The organism is Kitasatospora sp. NPDC042419 (assembly GCF_056437345.1).
The window spans coordinates 415436-437229 of record NZ_JBWKAW010000003.1 but is presented as its reverse complement, the minus strand read 5'-3'; the positions used below and the strand labels follow the sequence as shown (position 1 = coordinate 437229).

The following is a 21794-nucleotide window of genomic DNA, read 5'->3' as shown; positions in this document are numbered from 1 at the left end:
CGCCCCGCATGCGCCCCCTGCCGCTCCCGCTGACCACGCTGCTCCGCCGCCCGTCCCGGACGCTCGGCCGGCTGTCGCTGCGCGCCCGCCTGCTGGTGCTCGCGCTCGTCCTGGTCACCACCGGCCTGGTGGTCAGCGACGCCGTGGTCCTCGGCACCGTCCGGGTCCAGCTGGTCCAGCGGCTCGACGAACAGCTGCAGCGGTTCGGCGAGCCGCTCGCGCGCCGCGCCCCGACCCGGCAGAACTGGCAGGAGAGCAAGCAGCAGCAGCCCGCCGTCGCCGCCGTCGGAGGGGTCGGGACCGGGACCGGGGGCGGCGGGGGTGGTACCGGAACCGGCGGCGGCAAGCGCGCCGGAGCACCCTTCCTGGCCGCGCTGCCCAGCCAGTACCTGGTCCAGTACCTCGCGGCGGACGGCAAGGTGCAGCTCGTCGTCCGGCAGCCCGTCTCCGAGAACGACCCGGCTCCGCAGCCGGCCGGCTTCGACCCCGCCGCCACCGACCCCGAAGCCCCCTTCGACCTGCCCGACCAGCGCGGTCAGCGCAGCTGGCGGGCCCTGGTCCTGCCGCTCCAGCGGCCGCCCGCCCAGCCGAGCAGCATGTTCGCGGCCCCGGCGCCGGCCTACCTGATGGTCGCCGTCTCCCGCGAGGACATCGACGGCACCCTCGCCCGGATGCACCGGGCGTTCGTCGGCATCGGCGGTGCGGTGCTCGTCCTGATCGCCGCCCTCGGCTTCTTCGCCGTCCGGGCCGGGCTGCGGCCGCTGAGCCGGATCGAGGAGGGCGCCGAGCGGATCGCCGCGGGCGAGCTCTCCCACCGGATGCCCGAGCTCGACCCGCGCACCGAGGTGGGCCGGCTGTCCGTCGCGCTCAACGGCATGCTCACCCAGATCGAGGCCGCGTTCGCCGCCCGGGCCGAGTCCGAGGGCCGGATGCGGCGGTTCGTCGCCGACGCCTCGCACGAGCTGCGCACCCCGCTGGCCGGCATCCGGGGCTTCGCCGAGCTGTACCGGATGGGTGCGCTCCCCACCGAGGCCGACGTCAAGCGCACCATGGGCCGGATCGAGAACGAGGCCGTCCGGATGGGCACCCTGGTCGAGGACCTGCTGGTGCTCGCCCGGCTCGACGAGGAGCGTCCGCTCGACCTCGCCCCGATGGACCTGCGCACCCTCGCCGCCGACGCCCTGCACGACCTCACCGCGCTCGACCCGTCCCGCCCGGTCGCGCTCACCGGCCCGGCCGGCACCGGTGCGCCCGGGCCGGCGCCCGTCCTCGGCGACGAGGCCCGGCTCCGCCAGGTGGTCACCAACCTGGTCGGCAACGCGGTCAAGCACACCCCGCCCGGCACCCCGGTCCGGATCGGCGTCGGCACCGACGGCGGGCTCTGCCTCCTGGAGGTCGCCGACTCCGGGCCCGGCCTCACGGCCGACCAGGCGGCCCTGGTGTTCCACCGCTTCTACCGCGTCGACGCCTCCCGCAGCCGCCCCGACAAGCGCGGCGGCGCCGGCCTCGGCCTCGCCATCGCCACCGCCCTCACCCACGCCCACGGCGGCACCCTCACCCTCCACACCACCCCGGGCGCCGGCGCCACCTTCCGCCTCGAACTCCCCCACCAGCGCTGAAACCCACCGATCGGGTGAACCCGGTTCGTTCACGAGGCCTCCCGGCCGATCGCGTGCGACCGTACGGCTGCGGCTTGTGCAGCCGGGACCGCATCCGAGGAGGTCGTCGTGGAGCTGGACGAGGCGCTGTGGCAGGTGTGGAAGGCAATGGATGTCCCCGAGGGCTACCGCGCGGAGGTCGTCGAGGGAGCCATCGAGATGTCACTCACCGGCGGACACCGCCACTTCAGCGTCAACCGGCGGCTGGATCGCGCCTTGGACAGGTACCTGAGTGGTACGGGGTACGGCTCCGCCCAGGCGGGCTACGTGATCGCCGGGCTGAAGGCCCTGAGCCCCGACGTCTTCGTGGCGCCCGACGACGCCGACGAGATCGAGCAGCCCGAGGGCCTCGGCGTGCCGGCAACCGGCGTCGCCCTGGTCGTCGAGACTGTCTCGCCAGGTAGTCAGAACCGCCGCCGGGACCTCGTCCTCAAGCTCCGCGCCTACGCCACCGCGGGCATCCCGGTCTACGTGATCATCGACGACTTCGACGACGGTGGTGCCGTCACCGTGCTCACCGGCCCCGATCCCGAGCGGGGGGCCTACGCGTCGTCGGTGCGGACCCCGTACGGGGAGGAGGCGGTGGTTCCGGAGGGGCCGGCGAAGGGGTTCGCGATCGGCCCGGAGGTCACCGGGGGGCGTCGGGGGTGAGCGGTTCCTCCAGGAGACCCTGGGCGAGCAGGCCGGCCTGGAAGCGGGAGGTGGCGCCGAGGGCCGTCATCAGGTCCGCGACCCGGCGGCGGTAGGTGCGCAGCGAGACGCCGAGCAGGCGGGCGCCGGTCTCGTCGGTGTGGCCGGCGGCGAGCGTGCGGAGGATGTGGCGGGCCTGTTCCGACAGCGGGGGCGGGGCGGCGCCGCAGTCGGCGAGGTCGGTGGCCGCCTCCCAGGCGGCGCGGAAGAGGGAGCGCACGCCGTCGACGACCTCCGGGGTGTTCACCACGGTGTAGGCGCGGACGCCGCGGACCGGGGCGCCGGCCAGGATCGCGGTGCGCCGGTCGATGACGATCGCCTCGCGGGAGATCGGGCCGTCGGAGATCCGGACCTCGATGCCGGAGGCGGCGATCCGCAGCAGCCGCCGGTGCGACTCGGGGTCGGCGAGGGCGCGCCGGGTGTAGAGCTTGCGCATGGTGAGACCGGGGACGACGTGCGGCCGCTTGCCCTCGCGGAAGGCCGCGTTGACGCCGGCCGACCAGGTCATCAGATCGGCGGCCGCGACCAGGAACTCCTCGCGCGAGGCGACGAAGAGGTGCCCGGCCCGCTGGACGAGTTCCTGCTCGCCGTGCAGGGTGATGATCCGATCGGTACTCATGGCAGCAACCTGCCAGATCGGCGGGCGGGTCCGCGAGCCCGTTCGAGGCTTGGTGCCATGACGACCACACCCGATGTCTCCGCGGCCGGCACCTTCCTCCTCGGCGGCGACCTGCCGGTGTCCCGGATGGGCTTCGGCGCGATGAAGCTGCCCTCCCACGACTGGCACGGTCCCGCCTGCGACCCCGAGCAGAGCCGCGAGGTGCTGCGCCGGGCGGCCGAGCTGGGCATCGACCACATCGACACCGCCTGGTTCTACTTCCACCGGGACGTCTCCGCCAACGGTCTGATCCGGCAGGCCCTGCACCCCTACCGCGACGACCTGGTGATCGCCACCAAGGTCGGCCCGGGCCGCGACCCGGAGGGCAACTGGCTGCACCCGGCCGACCGGGACGGTCTGCGCGCGGCCGTCCACCGCAACCTGCGCGAGCTCGGCGTGGACCGGCTGGACCTGGTCTACCTGCGCCGGATGCCCAGCCAGTCCTCGATCGCCGAACCCTTCGCCGCCCTGGCCGAGCTGCGCGCGGAGGGCCTGATCCGGCACCTCGGCGTCAGCAACGTCGACGCCGCCCAGCTGGCGGAGGCGGAGGCGCTCGCGCCGGTGGTCGCGGTGCAGAACAAGTTCAGCGTCCTGGAGCACACCGGCGACGGCGACCGGCTGCTGGCCGACTGCGAGGCCAGGGGCATCGCCTTCGTCCCGTTCTACCCGCTCGGCGGCACCGGCGTGCCGGACCACCCCGCCCTGCGCCGGGTCGCGGAGCGCCACGGCGCCACCAGGGCCCAGGTGATGGTGGCCTGGCTGCTCGCCCTGTCGCCGGCGATCCTCGCCATCCCGGGCACCTCCTCGCCGGCCCACCTGGTGGAGAACATTGCCGCGGCCGGGCTGCGGCTGGACGCCGGCGACCTGGCGGAGCTGGGGGCGCTCGCCGAGGAGCACGCCGCGACGGCATGACCGGGCGGGCCGGGGCGGGCGGCGAGGGCGTTCGGCGACGCCGGGCGGCGGTGGGACGGGCGGTGGTGGCGGGTGGAGGTGAGCCACCATCCGGTACGACGATCCCACTATTGCTGTGCGAGTTTTCCCGGCGGTCCGTCGGGAATGCCGCCCCCGGCACGGGAAGGCCCAGCAGCCCCTTGGAGAGTCCGGATGGCGTCGTCACCCCCCAGTCCAGCGGCCGGACCGGCGGTCTCGTTCCGGCGCGACCTCGGCGAGTGGCGGATCGTGCTCGTCGCCTGGCGGCTGCTGGTGCTGCAGGCCTCCCACCCGGTCGTCGGGGCCGGGATGGCCGAGCACTCCACCTACCGGGGCCACCCGTGGCGCCGGATCGAGCACACCCTCGGCAGCGGGCGGCGGCTGTTCCAGGCGGACGAGGAGCAGTTGTGGCGCGAGGTCCAGCGCCTCGACCGGGCGCACCGGCGGATCCGCGGCACCGCCGAGGACGGCCGCCCGTACGACGCCCACGACCCGGCCACCCGGGCCTGGGTGCTGCTCACCCTCTTCGAATCGGTCGCCGCCATGCGGGAGTTGGGCGGTGACCCGTACACCCCGGACGAACTCGAAGAGACCTACCGGGAGTTCAGGGGGATCGCGGGCGTCTTCGGGCTGCCCGACGGGGCGTTGCCGCCGACCGCGGCCGACCTGCCGGCCTACCTGGTCCGGACGGCGTCCGAGGAGCTGGAGTTCACCGCCGAGGCCCGGCACCTGCTGTACGACATGCTGCACGAGGCACCCTGCCCGCGGCGGCTGCGGTTCCTCGGCCCGGTCGGCTGGCGGCTGTCGCGGGCGGTGATCGGCCGACTGGTCACCGCGCTGACCGTCGCCGACCTCCCGCCGGTCTACCGGGAGCGGTTCGGCCTGGTCCGCACCCGCCGCGCGGCCGTCCTCTCCCGGCTGCTGCACCACGGCGGCCGCCTCGTGGCGACCGGGCTGCCCGACCGCTACCGCTACCGGTCCGCCGCGGGGCGGCCGCCCGCGAAGCCCCGGCGGCCGTCCGGCCGGGACACCCGGCCGCCCCGGCTGGACCGCTTCTTCCGCGAGGTCCTCGACCAGACCGGGGACGGCCACCTCACCGCCCGCGACCTGCAGGCGATGGCGCACAACGTCTGCTGGCAGCTGGAGCTCTCCGAGGAGGGCGAGTCGCGGGTGTACACCGCCTTCGAGGCCTGGTGGGAGCAGCTGCGCGCGTCCATGGACGCCGACGGGGACGGCCGGATCAGCCAGGCCGAGTTCGTCGCGGCGACCCTGGCCGGCTGCGACCGGGACCCGGCCTACCTGGAGGGCGGGCTGCTCCCCGCGCTGCGGGCCGTGCTGGCCGCCGCCGACACCGACCAGGACGGCCGGCTGGACTTCGCCGAGTACCGCGTGCTGTTCGGTGGCCGGCGCGTCCACCCAGCGGAACTCTCGCACGGATTCCGCCAGTTGGACACCGACGGCGACGGTGTCATCACGACGGAGGAGTTCCTCCGCGCGTTCGTCGACTACTTCACCGCCCGCGCGCCCTCGGCTCCCGGCACCCAGCTGCTCGGCCGGGCGTAGCGGGGGAACGCGGGGGCGGCCGCGGGCCGGTGCCGCGGGCCGGTGCGGCGGGCCGGTCACGCCCCGCCGTCCTGGTCCGGTGCGGCGCCGAGGGGCGCGACGTGTCCGCGGCCGGCGCCCGGGCGGGGGCCGGCACCCGCCCCCGTGGCGGCCGTCCGGCGCAGGGCGGGTCGCCCGTCCGGCGGTCCGGCCCGGACAGTCCGCCGTGGACGGTCCGGCGGCTGTCAATGCGCCGGATCGTCCAACAACGCCTCCCCACCTGCCCGGCCGCTCGTTGTGGCCGGGCGGACGGCTTCGCAGACTGTGCGCACGGCATCACCGCCGCTCAGTAGCCGGTATCACACACCCCGCCCGCAATTCACCCGTAAGGATGATGGATACTGAGCCTTGTGAACGTGTTCACGTTCACAAGCGGACAAGCTTGCGCGGTCGGGCAGCGGTCTACGGCTATAGATGAAGTTTGTCCTAAATGTGACCTAGACAGGTCGGTTGGAGAGAGGGCGACGTGGAACTGGCAATCGCTCACGAGACCATCGCGCGATGGCAATTCGGCATCACCACCGTCTACCACTTCCTCTTCGTCCCGCTCACCATCAGCCTCGCCGCCATCGTGGCCGGGCTGGAGACCGCCTGGGTGCGGACGGACAAGGAGAAGTACTTCCACGCCACCAAGTTCTGGGGCAAGCTCTTCCTGATCAACATCGCGATGGGCGTGGTCACCGGCATCGTCCAGGAGTTCCAGTTCGGCATGAACTGGTCCGACTACTCCCGCTTCGTCGGCGACGTCTTCGGCGCCCCGCTCGCGATGGAGGCGCTGATCGCCTTCTTCTTCGAGTCGACCTTCATCGGACTCTGGATCTTCGGCTGGGACAAGCTGCCGAGGAAGCTGCACTGCGCCTGCATGTGGATGGTGTCGCTCGGCACCGTGCTCTCCGCCTACTTCATCCTGGCGGCCAACTCCTGGATGCAGCACCCGGTCGGCTACACGATCGACCCGGTCACCGGGAAGGCCCAGCTCACCGACATCGTCCGGGTGCTGTTCCAGGACACCACCGTCACCGTCGTGCTGCACACCCTGACCGCGGCCTTCCTCACCGGTGCGGCGTTCATGGTCGGCATCGCCTCGTTCCACCTCTGGAAGGCCAAGCGCAGGCCGGAGACCGCGGACGCCAAGAAGGTCGCCGTGATGCGGACCTCGCTGCGGCTCGGCCTCGTCCTCGCGGTGGTCTTCGGCCTGGGCACCGCGCTCAGCGGTGACTCGCTCGCCAAGGTGATGTTCCGGCAGCAGCCGATGAAGATGGCCGCCGCCGAGGCGCTCTGGGACACCCAGGCCCCCGCACCGTTCTCGATCTTCGCGGTCGGCGACGTCGGCAAGGGCCACAACTCGGTGGAGCTGGAGATCCCGGGGATACTCTCCTTCCTCGCCAACAGCGACTTCAGCTCGTCCGTCCCCGGCATCAACGACACCGCCAACGCCGAGGCCGCCAAGTACGGCGGCGACCCGAAGGACTACATCCCCAGCATCTTCGTCACCTACTGGGGCTTCCGCCTCATGATCGGCTTCGGGATGACCTCCTTCGTGGCGGGGGTGATCGGTCTCTGGACCACCCGGAGGAAGTGGCTCCTGGCCCCGGGGTTCCGCACCGGGGAGACCGAGGTGCCGAGGCTGATGCTCACCCCGAAGCGCGAACTCGGTCCGTTCCTCACCAAGTGGAGCTGGCGGATCGGCATCCTCACCATGGGGTTCCCGCTGATCGCCAACAGCTTCGGCTGGATCTTCACCGAGATGGGCCGTCAGCCCTGGGCGGTGTTCGGGCTGATGACCACCGCGAGCGCGGTCTCGCCGAACGTGGGCGTCGGCACCCAGATCGGCGCGCTGGCCACCTTCACCACGCTGTACGCGATCCTCGCCGTCGTCGAGGTGCGGCTGCTGGTCAAGTACGCCAAGGCCGGCCCGGTGACCTCCGAGCAGCCTCCCGCCGAGGACCCGACACTGCGCGGACCGTCCTCGGACGACGACGCCGACAAGCCGCTCGCCTTCGCCTACTGAGGACCGGTTGACCATGGAACTCCACGACATCTGGTTCGTCCTGATCGCCGTCCTCTGGATCGGCTACTTCTTCCTGGAGGGCTTCGACTTCGGCATCGGCATCCTCACCAAGCCGCTCGCCCGCAACACCGCCGAGCGGCGGGTGCTGATCAACACCATCGGCCCGGTCTGGGACGGCAACGAGGTCTGGCTGCTGACCGCGGGCGGCGCGACCTTCGCGGCCTTCCCCGACTGGTACGCGACCCTGTTCAGCGGCTTCTACATCCCGCTGCTGCTGATCCTGGTCTGCCTGATCGTCCGCGGCGTCGCCTTCGAGTACCGGGCCAAGCGGTCGGAGCCGCGCTGGCAGCGGAACTGGGAGGAGGCGATCTTCTGGACCTCGCTGATCCCCGCCTTCCTCTGGGGCGTCGCCTTCGCCAACATCGTCCACGGCGTCGACATCGACGCGGAGAAGAACTACGTCGGCACCTTCTGGGACCTGCTCAACCCGTACGCGCTGCTCGGCGGCCTGGTCACGCTCAGCCTGTTCACCTTCCACGGTGCGGTGTTCGCCGCACTGAAGACGGTCGGCGAGATCCGCGACCGGGCACGGGCCATGGCCCTCGGGCTCGGCCTGGCGGCCGCGGCGCTGGCGGCGGTCTTCCTGATCTGGACCCAGGCCGACAACGGCAACGGCTGGAGCCTCGCCGCCCTGGTGACCGCCGTGCTCGCGCTGGTCGGCGCGCTGACCGCCAACCAGCTGGGGCGCGAGGGCTGGGCCTTCGTCCTCTCCGGGGCGACCGTCGTGGCCGCGGTCGCGATGCTCTTCCTCTCGCTCTTCCCGGACGTCATGCCGTCCACCCTGAACGAGAGCTGGAGCCTGACCGTGACCAACGCCGCCTCCTCGGCCTACACGCTCAAGCTGATGACCGTCGTGGCCGCCGTGTTCACCCCGCTCGTCCTGCTCTACCAGGGCTGGACGTACTGGGTGTTCCGCAAGCGGATCGGCGTCCAGCACATCCCCGGGCACGACCCGGCCGCCGCGCTCGACCAGGTCTGACGCCGTGAAGCCCGTCGACCCCCGACTCCTCGGGTACGCCCGCACCACCCGTGCCTTCCTCGCCGGATCGGTCCTCCTCGGGGCGGCCGGCGCGGCCCTGGTGGTCCTCCAGGCGAGCCTGATCGCCGAGATCGTGGTCCGCGGCTTCCAGCAGCGGGCCGGGCTCGACGAGCTCGGCACCCCGCTGGTGCTGCTCGCCCTCACCGCGGTCGGCCGCGGGCTGGTCGGCTGGCTCACCGAACTGACCGCGCACCGGTCCGTCGCCCGGGTGAAGTCCACCCTGCGGCGCCGGCTGCTCGACCACGCCACCGCGCTCGGCCCGGCCTACCTGGCGGGCCGGCGCACCGGCGAACTCACCGCGCTCGCGACCCGCGGCGTGGACGCGCTCGACGACTACTTCGCCCGCTACCTGCCGCAGCTGGCGCTCGCCGTCGTCGTCCCGGTGATCGTGCTGCTGCGGATCGTCGGCGCCGACTTCACCTCCGCCGCGATCATCGCCGGCACGCTGCCGCTGATCCCGCTCTTCATGGTGCTGATCGGGATGGCCACCCAGTCCCGGATGGACCGGCAGTGGTCCGCCCTGTCCCGGCTCTCGCACCACTTCCTGGACGTGGTCGCCGGCCTGCCCACGCTCAAGGTGTTCAACCGGGCCCGGGCCCAGGCCGCCACCATCGCCCGGATCACCGCCGACTACCGCCGGGCCACCCTGCGCACCCTGCGGATCGCCTTCATCTCCTCCTTCGCGCTGGAACTGCTCTCCACCCTCTCGGTCGCCCTGGTCGCCGTCTCGATCGGCTTCCGGCTGGTCGACGGCACGCTGGACCTGGAGACCGGGCTGCTGATCCTGATCCTCGCCCCCGAGGTCTACTTCCCGATCCGCCAGGTCGGCGCGCTCTACCACTCCAGCGTCGAGGGCCTCACCGCCGCCGACGAGATCTTCCGGGTGCTGGAGACCGAGCGGCCCGCCGCCGGCACCACCCCGGCGCCCGCCCTGGCCGGGGCGACCGTCCGGCTCGACGGGCTCACCGTCACCCACCCCGGCCGCACCGCACCCGCCCTCGACGACGCCTCGCTCACCCTGCGCCCGGGCGAGACCGTCGCGCTCACCGGGCCGAGCGGCGCCGGCAAGTCCACCCTGCTCGGCGTCCTGCTCGGCCTCACCGCGCCGGACGCCGGCACCGTCCGGATCACCGCCGCCGACGGCCGGACGCACGACCTCGCCGACCTCGCGCCGGAGAGCTGGCGGCGGCAGATCGCCTGGGTGCCGCAGCACCCGCACCTGTTCGCCGGCACCGTCGCCGAGAACCTGGCGCTCTACCGGCCCGACGCCCCGGCCGCCGAACTCCGGGAGGCGCTGCGGGCCGCGCACGCACTCGACTTCGTCGAGCGGCTGCCGGAGGGGCTCGCCACCGTGCTCGGTGAGGACGGCGCCGGGCTCTCCGCCGGGCAGCGGCAGCGGCTCGCGCTCGCCCGCGTCCTGCTCGCCGACGACCGGCCGCTCGTCCTGCTCGACGAGCCGACCGCCAACCTGGACGGCGGCTCCGAGGCGGCGGTCGTCGACGCCGTCCGGGCGCTGGCCGCCGACCCGGCGCGCACCGTGCTGCTGGTCGCGCACCGGCCCGCACTGCTCGCGACGGCCGACCGGCGGGCCCGGCTGGCGGGCCCGCCAGCCGGGCCCGCCGGCGCGGCGGACGGCGCCCCGGACGGCGCCACCGGCGGACCGGCGGTGCCGGCGCTGGTGCCCACCGGCCGGCCGACACCCGCCGCGCCGACGGAGGACGACACGCCCGGGCCCGACGCCGTCCGGCCCCGGCTGGCGCTCTCCGTCCTGCTCGGCGCGCTGGCCCTCGGCTGCGCCGTCGCCCTGATGGCCACCTCCGGTTACCTCATCTCCTACGCCTCCGAGATGCCGCCGGTCCTCTACCTGATGATGGCCGTCACCTCCGTCCGCGCCTTCGGCATCGGCCGCAGCGTCTTCCGCTACGCCGAGCGGCTGGTCTCGCACGACGCCGTGCTGCGCACCCTCGGCACCCTGCGCGCCGCCGTCTACCGCAAGCTCACCGTGCTCGCCCCGGCCGGGCTGCCCGCCTTCCGGCGCGGCGACCTGCTCTCCCGGCTGGTCGCCGACGTCGACGCCGTCCAGGACCACTACCTGCGCTGGCGGCTCCCGGCCGCCGTGGCCGCCGTGGTGTCGCTGGCGGCGGCGGTGGCGATGGGAGCCTTCCTGCCCGCCGCCGGACTGGTCCTCGGGATCGGCCTGCTGCTGGCCGGCGCCGTCGTCCCCGCGCTGGCCGCCCGCTGGTCGGCCGGCGCCGAACGGCGGCAGGCACCCGCCCGGGGCCGGCTCGCCACCGCCGTGGTCGACGCGCTCAGCGGGACGGCCGAGCTCACCGTGGCCGGCGCGCTGCCCGGCCGGCTCGCCGCCGTCCGCGCCGCCGACGCCACGCTGACCGGCCTGGCCGCCCGCTCGGCCACCACCGCCGCGCTCGGCACCGGCCTGATCTCGCTGCTCACCGGTGTCACGGTGGCCGCCGCCGCGGCCGTCGGCCTGCAGGGCGTCGGGGCGGGCACGCTGGCGCCGGTCTGCCTGGCGGTGGTCGTGCTCACCCCGCTGGCCGCCTTCGAGGCGGTCACCGGGATGCCGCTCGCCGTCCAGGCCCGCCGGCGCAGCAGGGCCGCCTCCGCGCGGCTCGCCGAGGTGCTGGACGCGCCCGCCGCCGTCGCCGAGCCCGCCGCCCCGGCGGCGCTGCCCGAGCAGCCGTTCCCGATCGCGGTCCGGGGGCTGATCGCCCGGTACCCGGGGCAGCAGGCGGACGCGCTGGCCGGTGTCGACCTCGACCTCACCCCCGGCCGCCGGATCGCGGTGGTCGGCGCCTCGGGCTCCGGTAAGACGACGCTCGCCCAGGCGCTGCTCCGCTTCCTGGACCAGAGCTCCGGCAGTGTGGTCCTCGCCGCCGGTCGTCCACAGGCTGTGGACAGCCGGTCGCTCGCCGGGGACGACGTCCGCCGGGTGATCGGCCTCTGCGCCCAGGACGCGCACGTCTTCGACAGCTCGCTCCGGGAGAACCTGCGCCTCGCCCGGCCCTCGGCGGGCGAGGAGGAGCTGTCCGCCGCGCTGGCCGCGGCCCGGCTGCTGGACTGGACGCGGACCCTGCCGGACGGGCTGGACACCATGGTCGGCGAGCACGGCGCCCGCCTCTCCGGCGGCCAGCGGCAGCGGCTCGCGCTGGCCCGGGCGCTGCTCGCGGACTTCCCGGTGCTGGTCCTGGACGAGCCCGCCGAGCACCTGGACCTGCCGACCGCGGACGCGCTCACCGCCGACCTGCTGACCGCCACCGCCGGGCGGACGACGGTCCTGATCACCCACCGGCTGGCCGGGCTGGACGACTCCACGGTGGACGAGGTGCTGGTGCTGGACGGCGGCCGGGTGGTCGAGCGGGGCGGGTGGTCGGAGCTGCTGGACGCGCCGGACGGGCGGCTGCGGGCGATGCGGGAGCGCGAGCGGGAGGCGGACGGGCTGCTGGTGCCGGCGGCGGCCTGATCATCCGATCGTCGCGTCGCTACTTCGGCGGAAAACCGTACAAACTACGCTCATCACCATGGACCCCACGCCATCCCTGCCGGACCCCGCTGTTCCCGCCGACCCCGCCGGCCCCGTCGTGCCCGCCGCTCCGCCCGTTCCCACCGTCCAGCCCGTCCCCGGCGGTCCCGCGGAGCAGGCGGAGCACCCGGAGCGGCCGGAGCCCCCGGTACCGGCGGAGCCGGCGGATCCCGGGCCCGACCAGGCCCCGCACCGGGTCCCCGAGATCTCCTCGCTCGGCCTGGACACCCTGGTCACCGAGGTCGCCGAGCGGCTGCAGTCCGCCGCCGCCGTCACCGACCGGATGCAGCGGCTGCTGGAGGCGGTCGTCTCGGTCGGGGCCGGGCTCGACCTGCACGCCACCCTGCACCGGATCGCGACCGGCGCCGCCGAACTGGTCGACGCCCGGTACGCCGCCCTCGGGGTGATCGCCCCCGGCGGGCACGGGCTGTCCGACTTCATCCACGTGGGGATCGACGACGCCACCGCCGCCGAGATCGGCGAGCTGCCGGTCGGGCGCGGCATCCTCGGCGCGCTGATCGACCGCCCCGAGCCGCTGCGGCTGAGCGACCTCGGCGCCGACCCGCGCTCGTACGGCTTCCCGCCGCACCACCCGGCGATGAAGACCTTCCTCGGCGAGCCGATCCGGATCCGCGACGAGGTGTTCGGCAACCTCTACCTGACGGAGAAGCAGGGCGGCGGCGCCTTCACCCCCGAGGACGAGCAGGTGGTGCACGCGCTGGCCGCGGCCGCCGGCGTCGCGATCGAGAACTCCCGCCTCTACGAGGAGGGGAGGCGCCGCGAGCGGTGGATCGCCGGGGCCGCCGCCGTCACCACGGCACTGCTCTCCACCGACGAGGCCGAGGTCGCGCTGACCGTCGCCGCCGAGCAGGTCCGGGAGCTGGCCGACGCCGCGCTCGGGATGATCCTGCTGCCGACCGGGGAGGCCGACGCCGGTGCCGGCCCCGGCGCCGCCCAGATGCGGGTCGCCCACGCCTCCGGGGAGGCCGCCGAGTTCGTCCGCGGCGAGCTGCTCCCGCCGGACAGTTTCGCCTCCCGGCTGCTGGAGGGGGAGAGCGTCCACCTCGACGACATGTCCACCGACCCGACCGTGGTGATCCGGCTCGCCCGCAGCTTCGGTCCGTCGCTGGCCGTGCCGATGGTCGCCGCCGGCCGGGTGCTCGGCGGTCTCAGCGTCTGGCGACCGCGCGGGGCCGTGCCGTTCAGCGAGGCCGAGAAGCAGCTCGCCGAGACCTTCGCCTCGCAGGCCGCGCTCGCCCTGCGGCTCGCCGAGGGCCAGCGGGACCAGCAGCGCCTCGCCGTCTTCCAGGACCGCGACCGGATCGCCCGTGACCTGCACGACCTGGTGATCCAGCGGCTGTTCGCCACCGGGATGATGCTGGAGGGCGCGGCCCGGCGGGCCGTGGTGCCGGAGGTGAAGGTCCGGATCGGCCAGGCGGTGGACGAGCTGGACGCCACCATCCAGGAGGTCCGCACCACCATCTACGCCCTCCAGCACGACAACCACGGCGACGCCCCCGACACCCTGCGCACCCGGGTGCTGCGCGAGTGCAGCCAGGCCGCCGCGGCGCTCGGCTTCAAGCCGTCGGTCTCCTTCATGGGCCCGGTGGAGAGCCTGGTCGGCGAGAAGACCGGACGTCAACTCCTGGCTGCACTGAGGGAGATGCTCTCCAACACGGCGCGGCACGCGCGGGCGTCCCGAGTCGGTGTGGAGGTCGAGGCGACCGTCCACCTGGACGACGCCGGCCGCCCGGTCGGCGGCGACCCGGAGTCCCTCGACCGCGGCGGCCGCCCCGGCGTGCTGCTGACCGTCACCGACGACGGCGTCGGCATCCCGGAGGGCGGCCGGCGCAGCGGCCTGCGCAACCTGACCCGGCGGGCCGAGGCGCTCGGCGGGGACGCCTGGCACGAGCCCGGGCCGTACGGGCGGGGCACCCGGGTGCGGTGGACGGCGCGGCTCTGAACACCCGTCCGGATGATGGGACCGGTTCGAACTGTCTGTGGACGATGCGCAGTGACCACGGGAGTGGTTGGCGCGCGGTTGGTGTGCACCCGGTGAAAGTTTAACGAGAGAGAACTTCGCGGCCAACGGAGCAAGTTGTGCATTTCATGGCCTTCCGGCGGTCTCGTGTGCACACATAGCTTTACTCCCGTCTCGGAGAGGTACCGGACTGTGGGGGAGCAGTGGACGCGTCGAACCGCGATCACACCGCAGCAGGGGCAAGTCGAGGGGGGTTTCGGGCCGAACGTGCACCGGACGGGCGGTACCGCTGGCAGCTGAAGGCACCCAACGGCCGGGTGGTGGCCGTGACCCAGGCCGCCTACGAGACGGCCGGGGAGGCGGAGCGCGGCTTCGACGGCTTACGGGCCGGGGCCGAGAGCCTCACCGCCCGGATCACGCACGTCCGGGACGGCATCGGCTGGGTCTGGGTCATCCCCGGCTCCCGCACCCTCCCCGAGGTGCGGTCCAGCCGCGCGTACGAGCGGTACGCGACCTGCCAGAACGCCTTCCGCCGGTTCGTCGTGCTGCTCGCCAAGCAGCCGGCCCTCGAACTCCCGGACCGCGGAGTCTCGTTGAGAATCACCGATGTCCGCTGAGCGGCGCGGTCCCAAACTCCTGACCGTCCCCGCCGGGGACCGCTGCCTCGGCTGGGCGCTGCGCGCCGCCAACGGGCGGCAGCTCGGTGTCGGCGTGCGCACCTACCGGGGCGAGGCGGAACTCTCCGACGCCCTGCGGGAACTGATCATCGAACGGGCCGCCCTGCGATGTACCGTCGGGCAGTCCGACGCGCGGCTCTGGGTCTGGACGGCGTACCTTCCGGTCCGCAGCACCCGCCCGGGCGCCGCCGACGCGGCCGGCCCGGTGGCGCGCAGCGCCCGCGGCTACCTGAGACGCGACCAGTGCCAGGCCGGTGTGGAGGGCTTCCGCGCCGGACTCCAGTACCTGGGAAAGGAGTTGCGACGGGTCGGGCGCGACGGGCAGCTGCCCTGGTAGTCCGGGCCCCGCCCGCTCCGGCCCGCCCGTCCCATCGCGTTCCGCCCCGTTCCGGCCCGCTCCACCCGTTCTCCCTGCTCCCCGCGTTCCCGGCCTGCTCCCCGCCGCTCGCGCCGCCGCCCGCCCGGCCCCCCTTTCCCCCTTTTCCGGTGAAGCGCAGGTTTCCGGCAAACCCCCGAGTCGCCACCTGGAGAAGAACGTCACCGGCCTCCGACCTGCGGATTTACCACCCCGCGCGGCTGGGCTGACCAGTCGTTAAACCTCTCTGAACCGAGATATCGACAATCCCCCGGCGCCCCTGACCACCCTTCCGACGGAACCGCGCCGACCGACAGGATCGGCACTGCCGGAGAGGCCGCCGCGGACGCGGTCACCGGCCCCGGGACTGACAACCAGTACCCGGGCAAGCGATGTACGTCTCTCCCACCGGAGGAACAGGAACATGCGCAAGACCGCTGCCAAGCTGCTCGCCGCCGCCGCCCTCGCCACCTCGGTCGTCACCGTCGCGAGCGGCACCGCCGTCGCCGACCCGTCGACGCTGCCGACCCTGCCGCTCGCCCAGGACATCGTGGGCGTCGGCTCGGACACCACCCAGGCTGTCCTGAACGGCCTCTCGGCCGGCTACAACGCCTCCCTGCCGGCCGGCAGCACCCTGCCGCGCCTCTACAGCTGGGACGCGACCGGCACCTCGCCGCTCACCACCAAGACCGGTGCGACCTCGATCGCCCGTCCGAACGGCTCCGGCGCCGGCATCACCGCGCTGAACGCCAACACCAGCACCACGGTCGACTTCGCCCGTTCCTCCCGCGGCCCGCAGACCGGTGACCCGGCCACCGACATCTTCGTCACCCTGGGCAAGGACGCGGTCTCCTGGGCGGCCAAGTCGGGCGGCAACGCGCCGGCCAACCTGACCACCGCCCAGCTCAAGGGCATCTACGAGTGCACCATCACCAACTGGACGCAGATCAGCGCCTCGCTGCCGAACGCCACCATCAAGCCGTTCCTGCCGCAGCTCAACTCCGGCACCCGGTCCTTCTTCCTGAAGGCCATCGGCGGCGCCACCTCCGTCGTCCCGGGCGCGTGCGTCGTCTCCGGCACCCAGGAGAACCAGGGCACCGACCCGGTCCTGAACGACGCCAACGCGGTCGTTCCCTACTCCGTCGCCCACTACATCGGCCAGGTCTACAACGGCCACGCCTCGGGCAGCGACGCCCAGGGCCCGCTGACCATCCGCGACATCAACGGCATTGCGCCGGTCAACACCGCCGTCACCCCGAAGGTCATCAACTCCTCCTTCGCCTCCACCGCGTACGGCCGCGTGATCTACAACGTGGTCCGCGAGGCCGAGTGGACCGCGACCGACGCCCACGGTGTCGCGCTGCGCGCCATCTTCGGTGTCGGCGGCTGGATCTGCACCAACGGTGGTGCCGGTGCCGCGATCATCAAGGACTACGGCTTCCTGGCCCTCCCGAACGGCGCCTGCGGCTCCACCACCCACATCTGATCCACCAGCACCCCGGTACCACCCGCACCATCCGGCGGCCACGGGCCTCGCGCCCGTGGCCGCCGGCCCACACCGGATCACCGCCGCACAGGGAGCTGGGGCAACGATGCGCAGGACCATCGGCAAGGTGCTCGCCGTCACCGCGATCGCCGGCGCACTGGCCGGCACGACCGGCGGCACGGCGCTCGCGGACCCGCCCGTCACGCCGAACCCGTCGGACATCGTCGGGGTCGGCTCGCAGACCACCGGGCCGCTGTTCAACGGTCTCTCGGCCGGCTACAACGCGTTCCTGGCCGCGTCCGGCAACACCACCTCGCCGCGCCTCTACAGCTACGACTCGACCGGCCCGTCGCCGGTCACGCTGAAGTCCGGCCTTCTGCCGGTCGCCCGGCCGACCGGCATCGCGACCGGCCAGTCGTACCTGCACAACCTCCCGGCCGGTGTGGACTTCGTCCGCGCGGACCGCGGCCGACTGCCCGGCGACCCGGCCAGCGACCTCTTCGTGGCCCTGGCCAAGGACGCCGTGACCTGGGCGGCGCAGAGCGGCGGTCACGCGCCGACCAACCTGACGACGGCGCAGCTCAAGGCCGTCTACCAGTGCACGGTCACCAACTGGCAGCAGATCAGCCCGACGCTGCCCAACGCGACGATCAAGCCCTTCCTGCCGCCCGCCGACTCGGGTGTGCGCGGACTCTTCCTGAAGGCTGTCGGCGGCACCTCGCCCGTCGTCCCGGGTGGCTGCGTGACGACCGGTCCGGGCGAGAACCAGGGCGTGGATCCGGTGCTCAACGACCCGGACGTGCTGATCCCGTACTCGGTGGGCCACTACGTCGGCCAGGTGTACCTCGGCCACAGCACACCGCTCGACGCCGCCGGCTCGCTGACCGTCCGCAGCGTCAACGGCATCGCGCCGGTCACCGCGAGCAACACCATCAGCCCCCAGCACGCCGCGTCCGCCTACGGCCGGGTGCTCTGGAACATCGTCCGGCAGGCCGAGTGGACCGCGACGAACACCCAGGGCACCGCGCTGCGCGCGATCTTCGGTGTCGGCGGCTGGATCTGCTCCAACGGCGGCCAGGGCTCCCAGGTCATCAAGAGCTACGGATTCCTGACGCTCCCGAACGGTGCCTGCGGCAGTACGGCCTGACGAACGGGCGGACGCGCCCGCCGTCCCGTCGGGTCCGGTACCTCGGGCACCCGCGCCTGACCCTCAGGAAGCACAAGACTTCGGCCGCGGGCTCCGCCGGGCATTGCGAGAGCCGAGCGGCCGTAGGGGCGACCTCCTGGTCGCCTGCTCCACCCAGCACAACATCTCACCTCTCCTTAGGAGTCCAGCATGTCCCGTACCCGCGCCCGTCTCGCCGCGACCGGCACCGCCGTCGTCCTCGCCGTCACCGGTATGAGCGGTGCGGCCGTCGCCGACACGGCCCCGGCGAGCACGCCGTCCACCGGCAGCGCGGTGGTCAACTCCAGCACCGCTTTCCTCAAGGACCAGGCGCTCAACGGCATCGTCGTCATCCCGCTGCCGACCGCGTCCCCCTCGTACGACAGCGCCACCGGTATCTCCACCACCTTCCCCGTGACCGCCGGTTCGGCGAACCTCTCCGGTTACTACGGCGACATCGACCTCGGTGGCGGCCTGCTCTTCGTCAACGTCTTCACCGGCAAGAGCGCCACCTTCAAGAAGCTGCACTTCAGCGTCGACAACTGGCAGATCACCGGCGTGCCGGTCGGCGGCACCGCGCCGGTCGCCCTGCTGGACCCGGCCGGCGACAGCCAGATCGGCCGCAACGGCACCACCCAGACGCTGGCCTCCACCGACCTCCAGATCGACGCCGCCGGTGCGCAGTACCTGGACTCCAAGCTCAACACCTCCTTCTTCAAGGGCGGCCAGTCGGTCGGCTCCTTCGCGCTGACCTTCACCCAGGGCAGCTGACCCTCGGTCCGGTACCGACTGCCGTAGGACGACGGGCCCGCGCCACCGCGCGGGCCCGCTCGCATGCGGAGTTCCCAACTCCGGTACGGAGTCGTCGCGTTGTGTTCTCGTACATCCGGTCGACCTGATCCGGCCATGTCCGGATGGCCGAATAGTAGGCAACCGGAGCCGTCACCCCTCAACGCGACCATTCCCTCGTGCCGCCCTCGTGTGCGGCTCGCGATTCCCGGAGGTACCCGCCATGAGAATCCGCGTACCCGACCCGAGAGACAGAGGGCGGTGGCGCCGGCGACTACCCTCGCTCACGCTCGTCCTCGCCGTGGTGGGTGCTCTGGTGACGGCACCGGTCGGGCTCGGCACCGTCACCGAGGCCCGGGCGGCCTCGGCGAAGACGGTGGTGGGGCCGAAGGTCTGGATGCCGGGCGCGGAGCCGGGTACGGGTTCGTACGGTGCCAACGGCAGCGTCACCGTCTCGCAGACGGAGAACCTCACCGACCAGGTCATCCAGGTCTCCTGGAGCGGCTTCACACCGAGTGTCCTCAGGACGGGTGAGCAGGCCACGGCCGTCCAGCCGAACTCGGACCAGGTGATGTACCCGGTCCGGATCTACCAGTGCCGCGGGACCGACCCGAAGGTCATGGACTGCTACGGCAGCACGATGTTCGGCGCCGACCCGGCGGCGGGCTTCGAGCAGAAGTACCCGCCGCAGGGCACCACGGCTCCCGACCTGCCGAGCAACATGGCGATCGCGGTCACCGGTGCGGACGGCTCCGGGACGGCGCCGATCGAGGTGCGGTCCTCGCGGTTGAGTCCTTCGCTCGGCTGTGACGCCTCCCACCCGTGCTCGATCGTGGTCGAGGCCAACTACGGCGGCGATCCGCTGGACCTCTACGCGCAGCGGAACGGCCAGCCCGACTGCGCCGACCACTCGATCGACAACGACGGCGTGATCTTCTACACGGCCACCGACGTCATCCTGACCGGGTACGAGAACCCGATCACCGGGATGAACGGCAACGAGCAGTGCGCCTGGGCCAACCGGGTCGTCATCCCGCTCACCTTCGCCGCCACCCCGGACGACTGCGGTGTCCGTGCCAACGACTTCGTGGCCTCCGGCCTGGAGATGCTCAACCGCGCCATGCAGCAGTGGATCACGGGGCTGTGCCTCGGCAAGGACCCGCTGACCGTGCAGTACTCCTCCGGCGGCGGCGAGCCGCAGGCCCGGCAGTCGTTCCTGCGCGGGACCCGTGACGTCGGCCTCACCGCGATCCCGGACCGGGACACGCCGACGCGGCCGTACGTCTACTCGCCGCTGGCGACGACCGGGATCTCGGTGGCCTTCCTGGTCGACTCGCCGGCCGGTCGGCAGATCCGGGACATGAAGCTCAACGCCCGGCTGGTCGCGAAGCTGCTGACCCAGAGCTACCGCGCCCCCGGTATCGAGATGCCCTCGGTCGGCAACAACCCGAACTGCATCTTCGCCGACGAGGAGTTCCGCACGCTGAACCCGCTGCCCGCGACGAGCGGCCTCGCCTGGCCGGAGTGCGGCGGTGGCCCGGAGAAGTCCCTGCCGATCGTGCTGGGCACCTCGACCGACCTGACCTACCAGCTGACCTCGTGGATCGCCAGCGACCCGGAGGCCGCGCGGTTCATGGAGGGCGAGCAGGATCCGTGGGGCACCCGCGTCAACACGCAGTACACGCGCCCCGTGTTCGCCGGCTACCCGACCGACCAGCTGATCCGGGAGGACGACAGCGGCGCGGTGGAGGCACCCGGGGGCCCGAAGCTGCCGGACCACCTGAAGCACTGGAAGCAGTACGAGTGGAACCCGCTGCAGACCAGCCTCAACCAGGTGCTGCGGTTCATCCAGCAGGGCCAGGTGACGGCCAAGAAGGCCGAGGTGGACGGCCAGGGCAACCACCCGTCGTTCGAGCCGCAGCCGATCGGCCAGCGGACCCTCTTCGCGATCCTGGACAGCGCCCAGGCGAAGGCCTACGCGATCCCCGAGGCCTCGCTCAAGAACGCGGCCGGTGCCTTCGTGTCGCCGTCCCGGGACACCCTGCAGTCCGCCGTCGCGGACATGCCGGTGGACCCCGTGACCGGGACGCAGCTGCTGCCCTACGGCGCCACGGACAGCGCGTACGCCCGTGACCAGCGGGCGTACCCGTTGACCACGGTGCAGTACGCGATGGTGCCGACCGGCGGTGTGCCGGCGGAGAAGGCGGCGGCGATCGGGACGTTCCTCAAGACCGTCACCGACACCGGCCAGCTGTACGGCGTCGAGCCGGGCCGGCTGCCCGAGGGCTTCCTCGCGCTGACCAAGGAGCAGCGGGCCCAGGCCCAGGACGCGGTCAAGCACGTGACCGCGCAGGACGGCAAGTGGCCGGGCAACCAGAAGCCCCCGACCACGCCGGGCGGCGGGGAGAACCCCTCCGGGACCGGCGGCACGGACGGCGGGGCCGGGACGACCGGTGGCACGTCGACCGGTGGCACGTCGACCGGCGGTACCTCGACCGGCGGCAGCTCGGGCGCGGGCGGCACCGGCACGACCGGGGGCACCGGCACGACGGGCGGCACCGGCACGACGGGTACGCCGGTGACGGACGGCAGCGCTTCGTCCTCCGGGACGTCCGGTACCTCGGGCACCTCCGGTACCTCTGGCACGTCCGGCACGTCCGGCGGCTCCGGCACGTCGGGGAGCTCCGGTACGTCGGGGAGCGTGGGCGGCTCGGCCGCCGGCGGTTCCGGCGGAACGGCGGGCGGCGCGCCCGCTCCGGCGGCGACCACCCCGGCCGCCGCCAAGCCGGCGCCGAGCGCGGCACCGAGCCAGAACGGCGGCCCGCTCGCGGCGGCGCCGGTGGCGGCCGGTTCGCCGTCGGCCGACCGCTCGGGCAGTGCCCGGCTGCTGCTGCCGATCGCCCTGATCGCCGGCCTGGTGTTGCTGGTCGGCGGCCCGGCGGCGCTCGTCCTGGGCGGTACCCCGGCCGGCGCGCGGCTGACCGCCGCCACCCGCGGGGTCTGGGCGCGGATCCGCCGCAGCCCCTGACACCGCCCGGTCGGTGAGGACTCGGCGGGGCCGCCGTCCCGGCCCCGCCGAGTCCGCTTCCCGTCGCCGGGCGCCCTACCCGGGGGAACCGCGCCCGGCCCCCTCCCCCGACCCCCGTGATCCC

At 73.4% G+C, this 21794-nt stretch carries 15 protein-coding genes; 14 read left to right on the top strand and 1 reads right to left on the bottom strand.

Going from position 1 to position 21794, the window contains the following annotated elements; genetic code table 11:
- Window positions 1-8 precede the first annotated feature (8 nt).
- Together AC067J_RS09300 and AC067J_RS09295 are read left to right on the top strand one after the other, a co-directional pair.
- Entirely contained in the window at window positions 9-1619 is a 1611-nt protein-coding gene (locus tag AC067J_RS09300) for a sensor histidine kinase (RefSeq protein WP_478297279.1), read from the top strand.
- Between the two features lie 108 nt (window positions 1620-1727).
- Window positions 1728-2309: a Uma2 family endonuclease gene (locus tag AC067J_RS09295; RefSeq protein WP_478297278.1), complete on the top strand. Its 582-nt coding sequence runs from the start codon at window positions 1728-1730 to the stop codon at window positions 2307-2309.
- Here AC067J_RS09295 and AC067J_RS09290 read toward each other — a convergent pair.
- Window positions 2287-2967 carry a helix-turn-helix transcriptional regulator gene (locus tag AC067J_RS09290; RefSeq protein ID WP_478297277.1) on the bottom strand — a complete coding sequence of 227 codons (681 nt, stop codon included), beginning with the start codon at window positions 2965-2967 and terminating at the stop codon, window positions 2287-2289. The genes AC067J_RS09295 and AC067J_RS09290 overlap by 23 nt on opposite strands.
- Before the next feature lie 57 nt (window positions 2968-3024).
- Here AC067J_RS09290 and AC067J_RS09285 point away from each other — a divergent pair, with 57 nt between their 5' ends.
- The 12 genes from AC067J_RS09285 (at window position 3025) to AC067J_RS09230 (ending at window position 21670) form a co-directional block, all read left to right on the top strand.
- Window positions 3025-3918, top strand: coding sequence for an oxidoreductase (locus AC067J_RS09285; RefSeq protein ID WP_478297276.1), 894 nt, complete (start codon window positions 3025-3027; stop codon window positions 3916-3918).
- A gap of 192 nt (window positions 3919-4110) precedes the next feature.
- Window positions 4111-5499, top strand: a complete 1389-nt coding sequence (locus AC067J_RS09280) for an oxygenase MpaB family protein (RefSeq protein ID WP_478297275.1) — start codon at window positions 4111-4113, stop codon at window positions 5497-5499.
- Window positions 5500-6004: 505 nt separating this feature from the next.
- A complete protein-coding gene (locus AC067J_RS09275; protein ID WP_478297274.1) occupies window positions 6005-7549 on the top strand; it encodes a cytochrome ubiquinol oxidase subunit I in 1545 nt (514 codons plus the stop codon).
- A gap of 13 nt (window positions 7550-7562) precedes the next feature.
- Window positions 7563-8588, top strand: coding sequence for a cytochrome d ubiquinol oxidase subunit II (cydB, locus tag AC067J_RS09270; protein WP_478297273.1), 1026 nt, complete (start codon window positions 7563-7565; stop codon window positions 8586-8588).
- A 4-nt stretch (window positions 8589-8592) separates the two neighbouring features.
- Window positions 8593-12129, top strand: coding sequence for a thiol reductant ABC exporter subunit CydD (gene cydD / locus AC067J_RS09265; protein ID WP_478297272.1), 3537 nt, complete (start codon window positions 8593-8595; stop codon window positions 12127-12129).
- Between the two features lie 343 nt (window positions 12130-12472).
- Window positions 12473-14152 (top strand): sensor histidine kinase, encoded by a 1680-nt coding sequence (locus AC067J_RS09260; protein ID WP_478297379.1) that lies wholly within the window; start codon window positions 12473-12475, stop codon window positions 14150-14152.
- Window positions 14153-14373: 221 nt separating this feature from the next.
- Window positions 14374-14787: a DUF1508 domain-containing protein gene (locus AC067J_RS09255; RefSeq protein ID WP_478297271.1), complete on the top strand. Its 414-nt coding sequence runs from the start codon at window positions 14374-14376 to the stop codon at window positions 14785-14787.
- Window positions 14777-15184 carry a hypothetical protein gene (locus AC067J_RS09250; protein WP_478297270.1) on the top strand — a complete coding sequence of 136 codons (408 nt, stop codon included), beginning with the start codon at window positions 14777-14779 and terminating at the stop codon, window positions 15182-15184. The genes AC067J_RS09255 and AC067J_RS09250 overlap by 11 nt, the downstream gene beginning before the upstream one ends.
- A gap of 442 nt (window positions 15185-15626) precedes the next feature.
- The gene (locus AC067J_RS09245; RefSeq protein ID WP_478297269.1) at window positions 15627-16688 is read left to right on the top strand and encodes a PstS family phosphate ABC transporter substrate-binding protein; all 1062 of its coding nucleotides are present in this window, start codon (window positions 15627-15629) and stop codon (window positions 16686-16688) included.
- Between the two features lie 106 nt (window positions 16689-16794).
- Window positions 16795-17835 carry a PstS family phosphate ABC transporter substrate-binding protein gene (locus AC067J_RS09240; RefSeq protein WP_478297268.1) on the top strand — a complete coding sequence of 347 codons (1041 nt, stop codon included), beginning with the start codon at window positions 16795-16797 and terminating at the stop codon, window positions 17833-17835.
- Window positions 17836-18024: 189 nt separating this feature from the next.
- Window positions 18025-18624, top strand: a complete 600-nt coding sequence (locus tag AC067J_RS09235; protein WP_478297267.1) for a hypothetical protein — start codon at window positions 18025-18027, stop codon at window positions 18622-18624.
- Window positions 18625-18958: 334 nt separating this feature from the next.
- The gene (locus tag AC067J_RS09230) at window positions 18959-21670 is read left to right on the top strand and encodes a hypothetical protein (protein WP_478297266.1); all 2712 of its coding nucleotides are present in this window, start codon (window positions 18959-18961) and stop codon (window positions 21668-21670) included.
- Window positions 21671-21794: the final 124 nt, after the last annotated feature.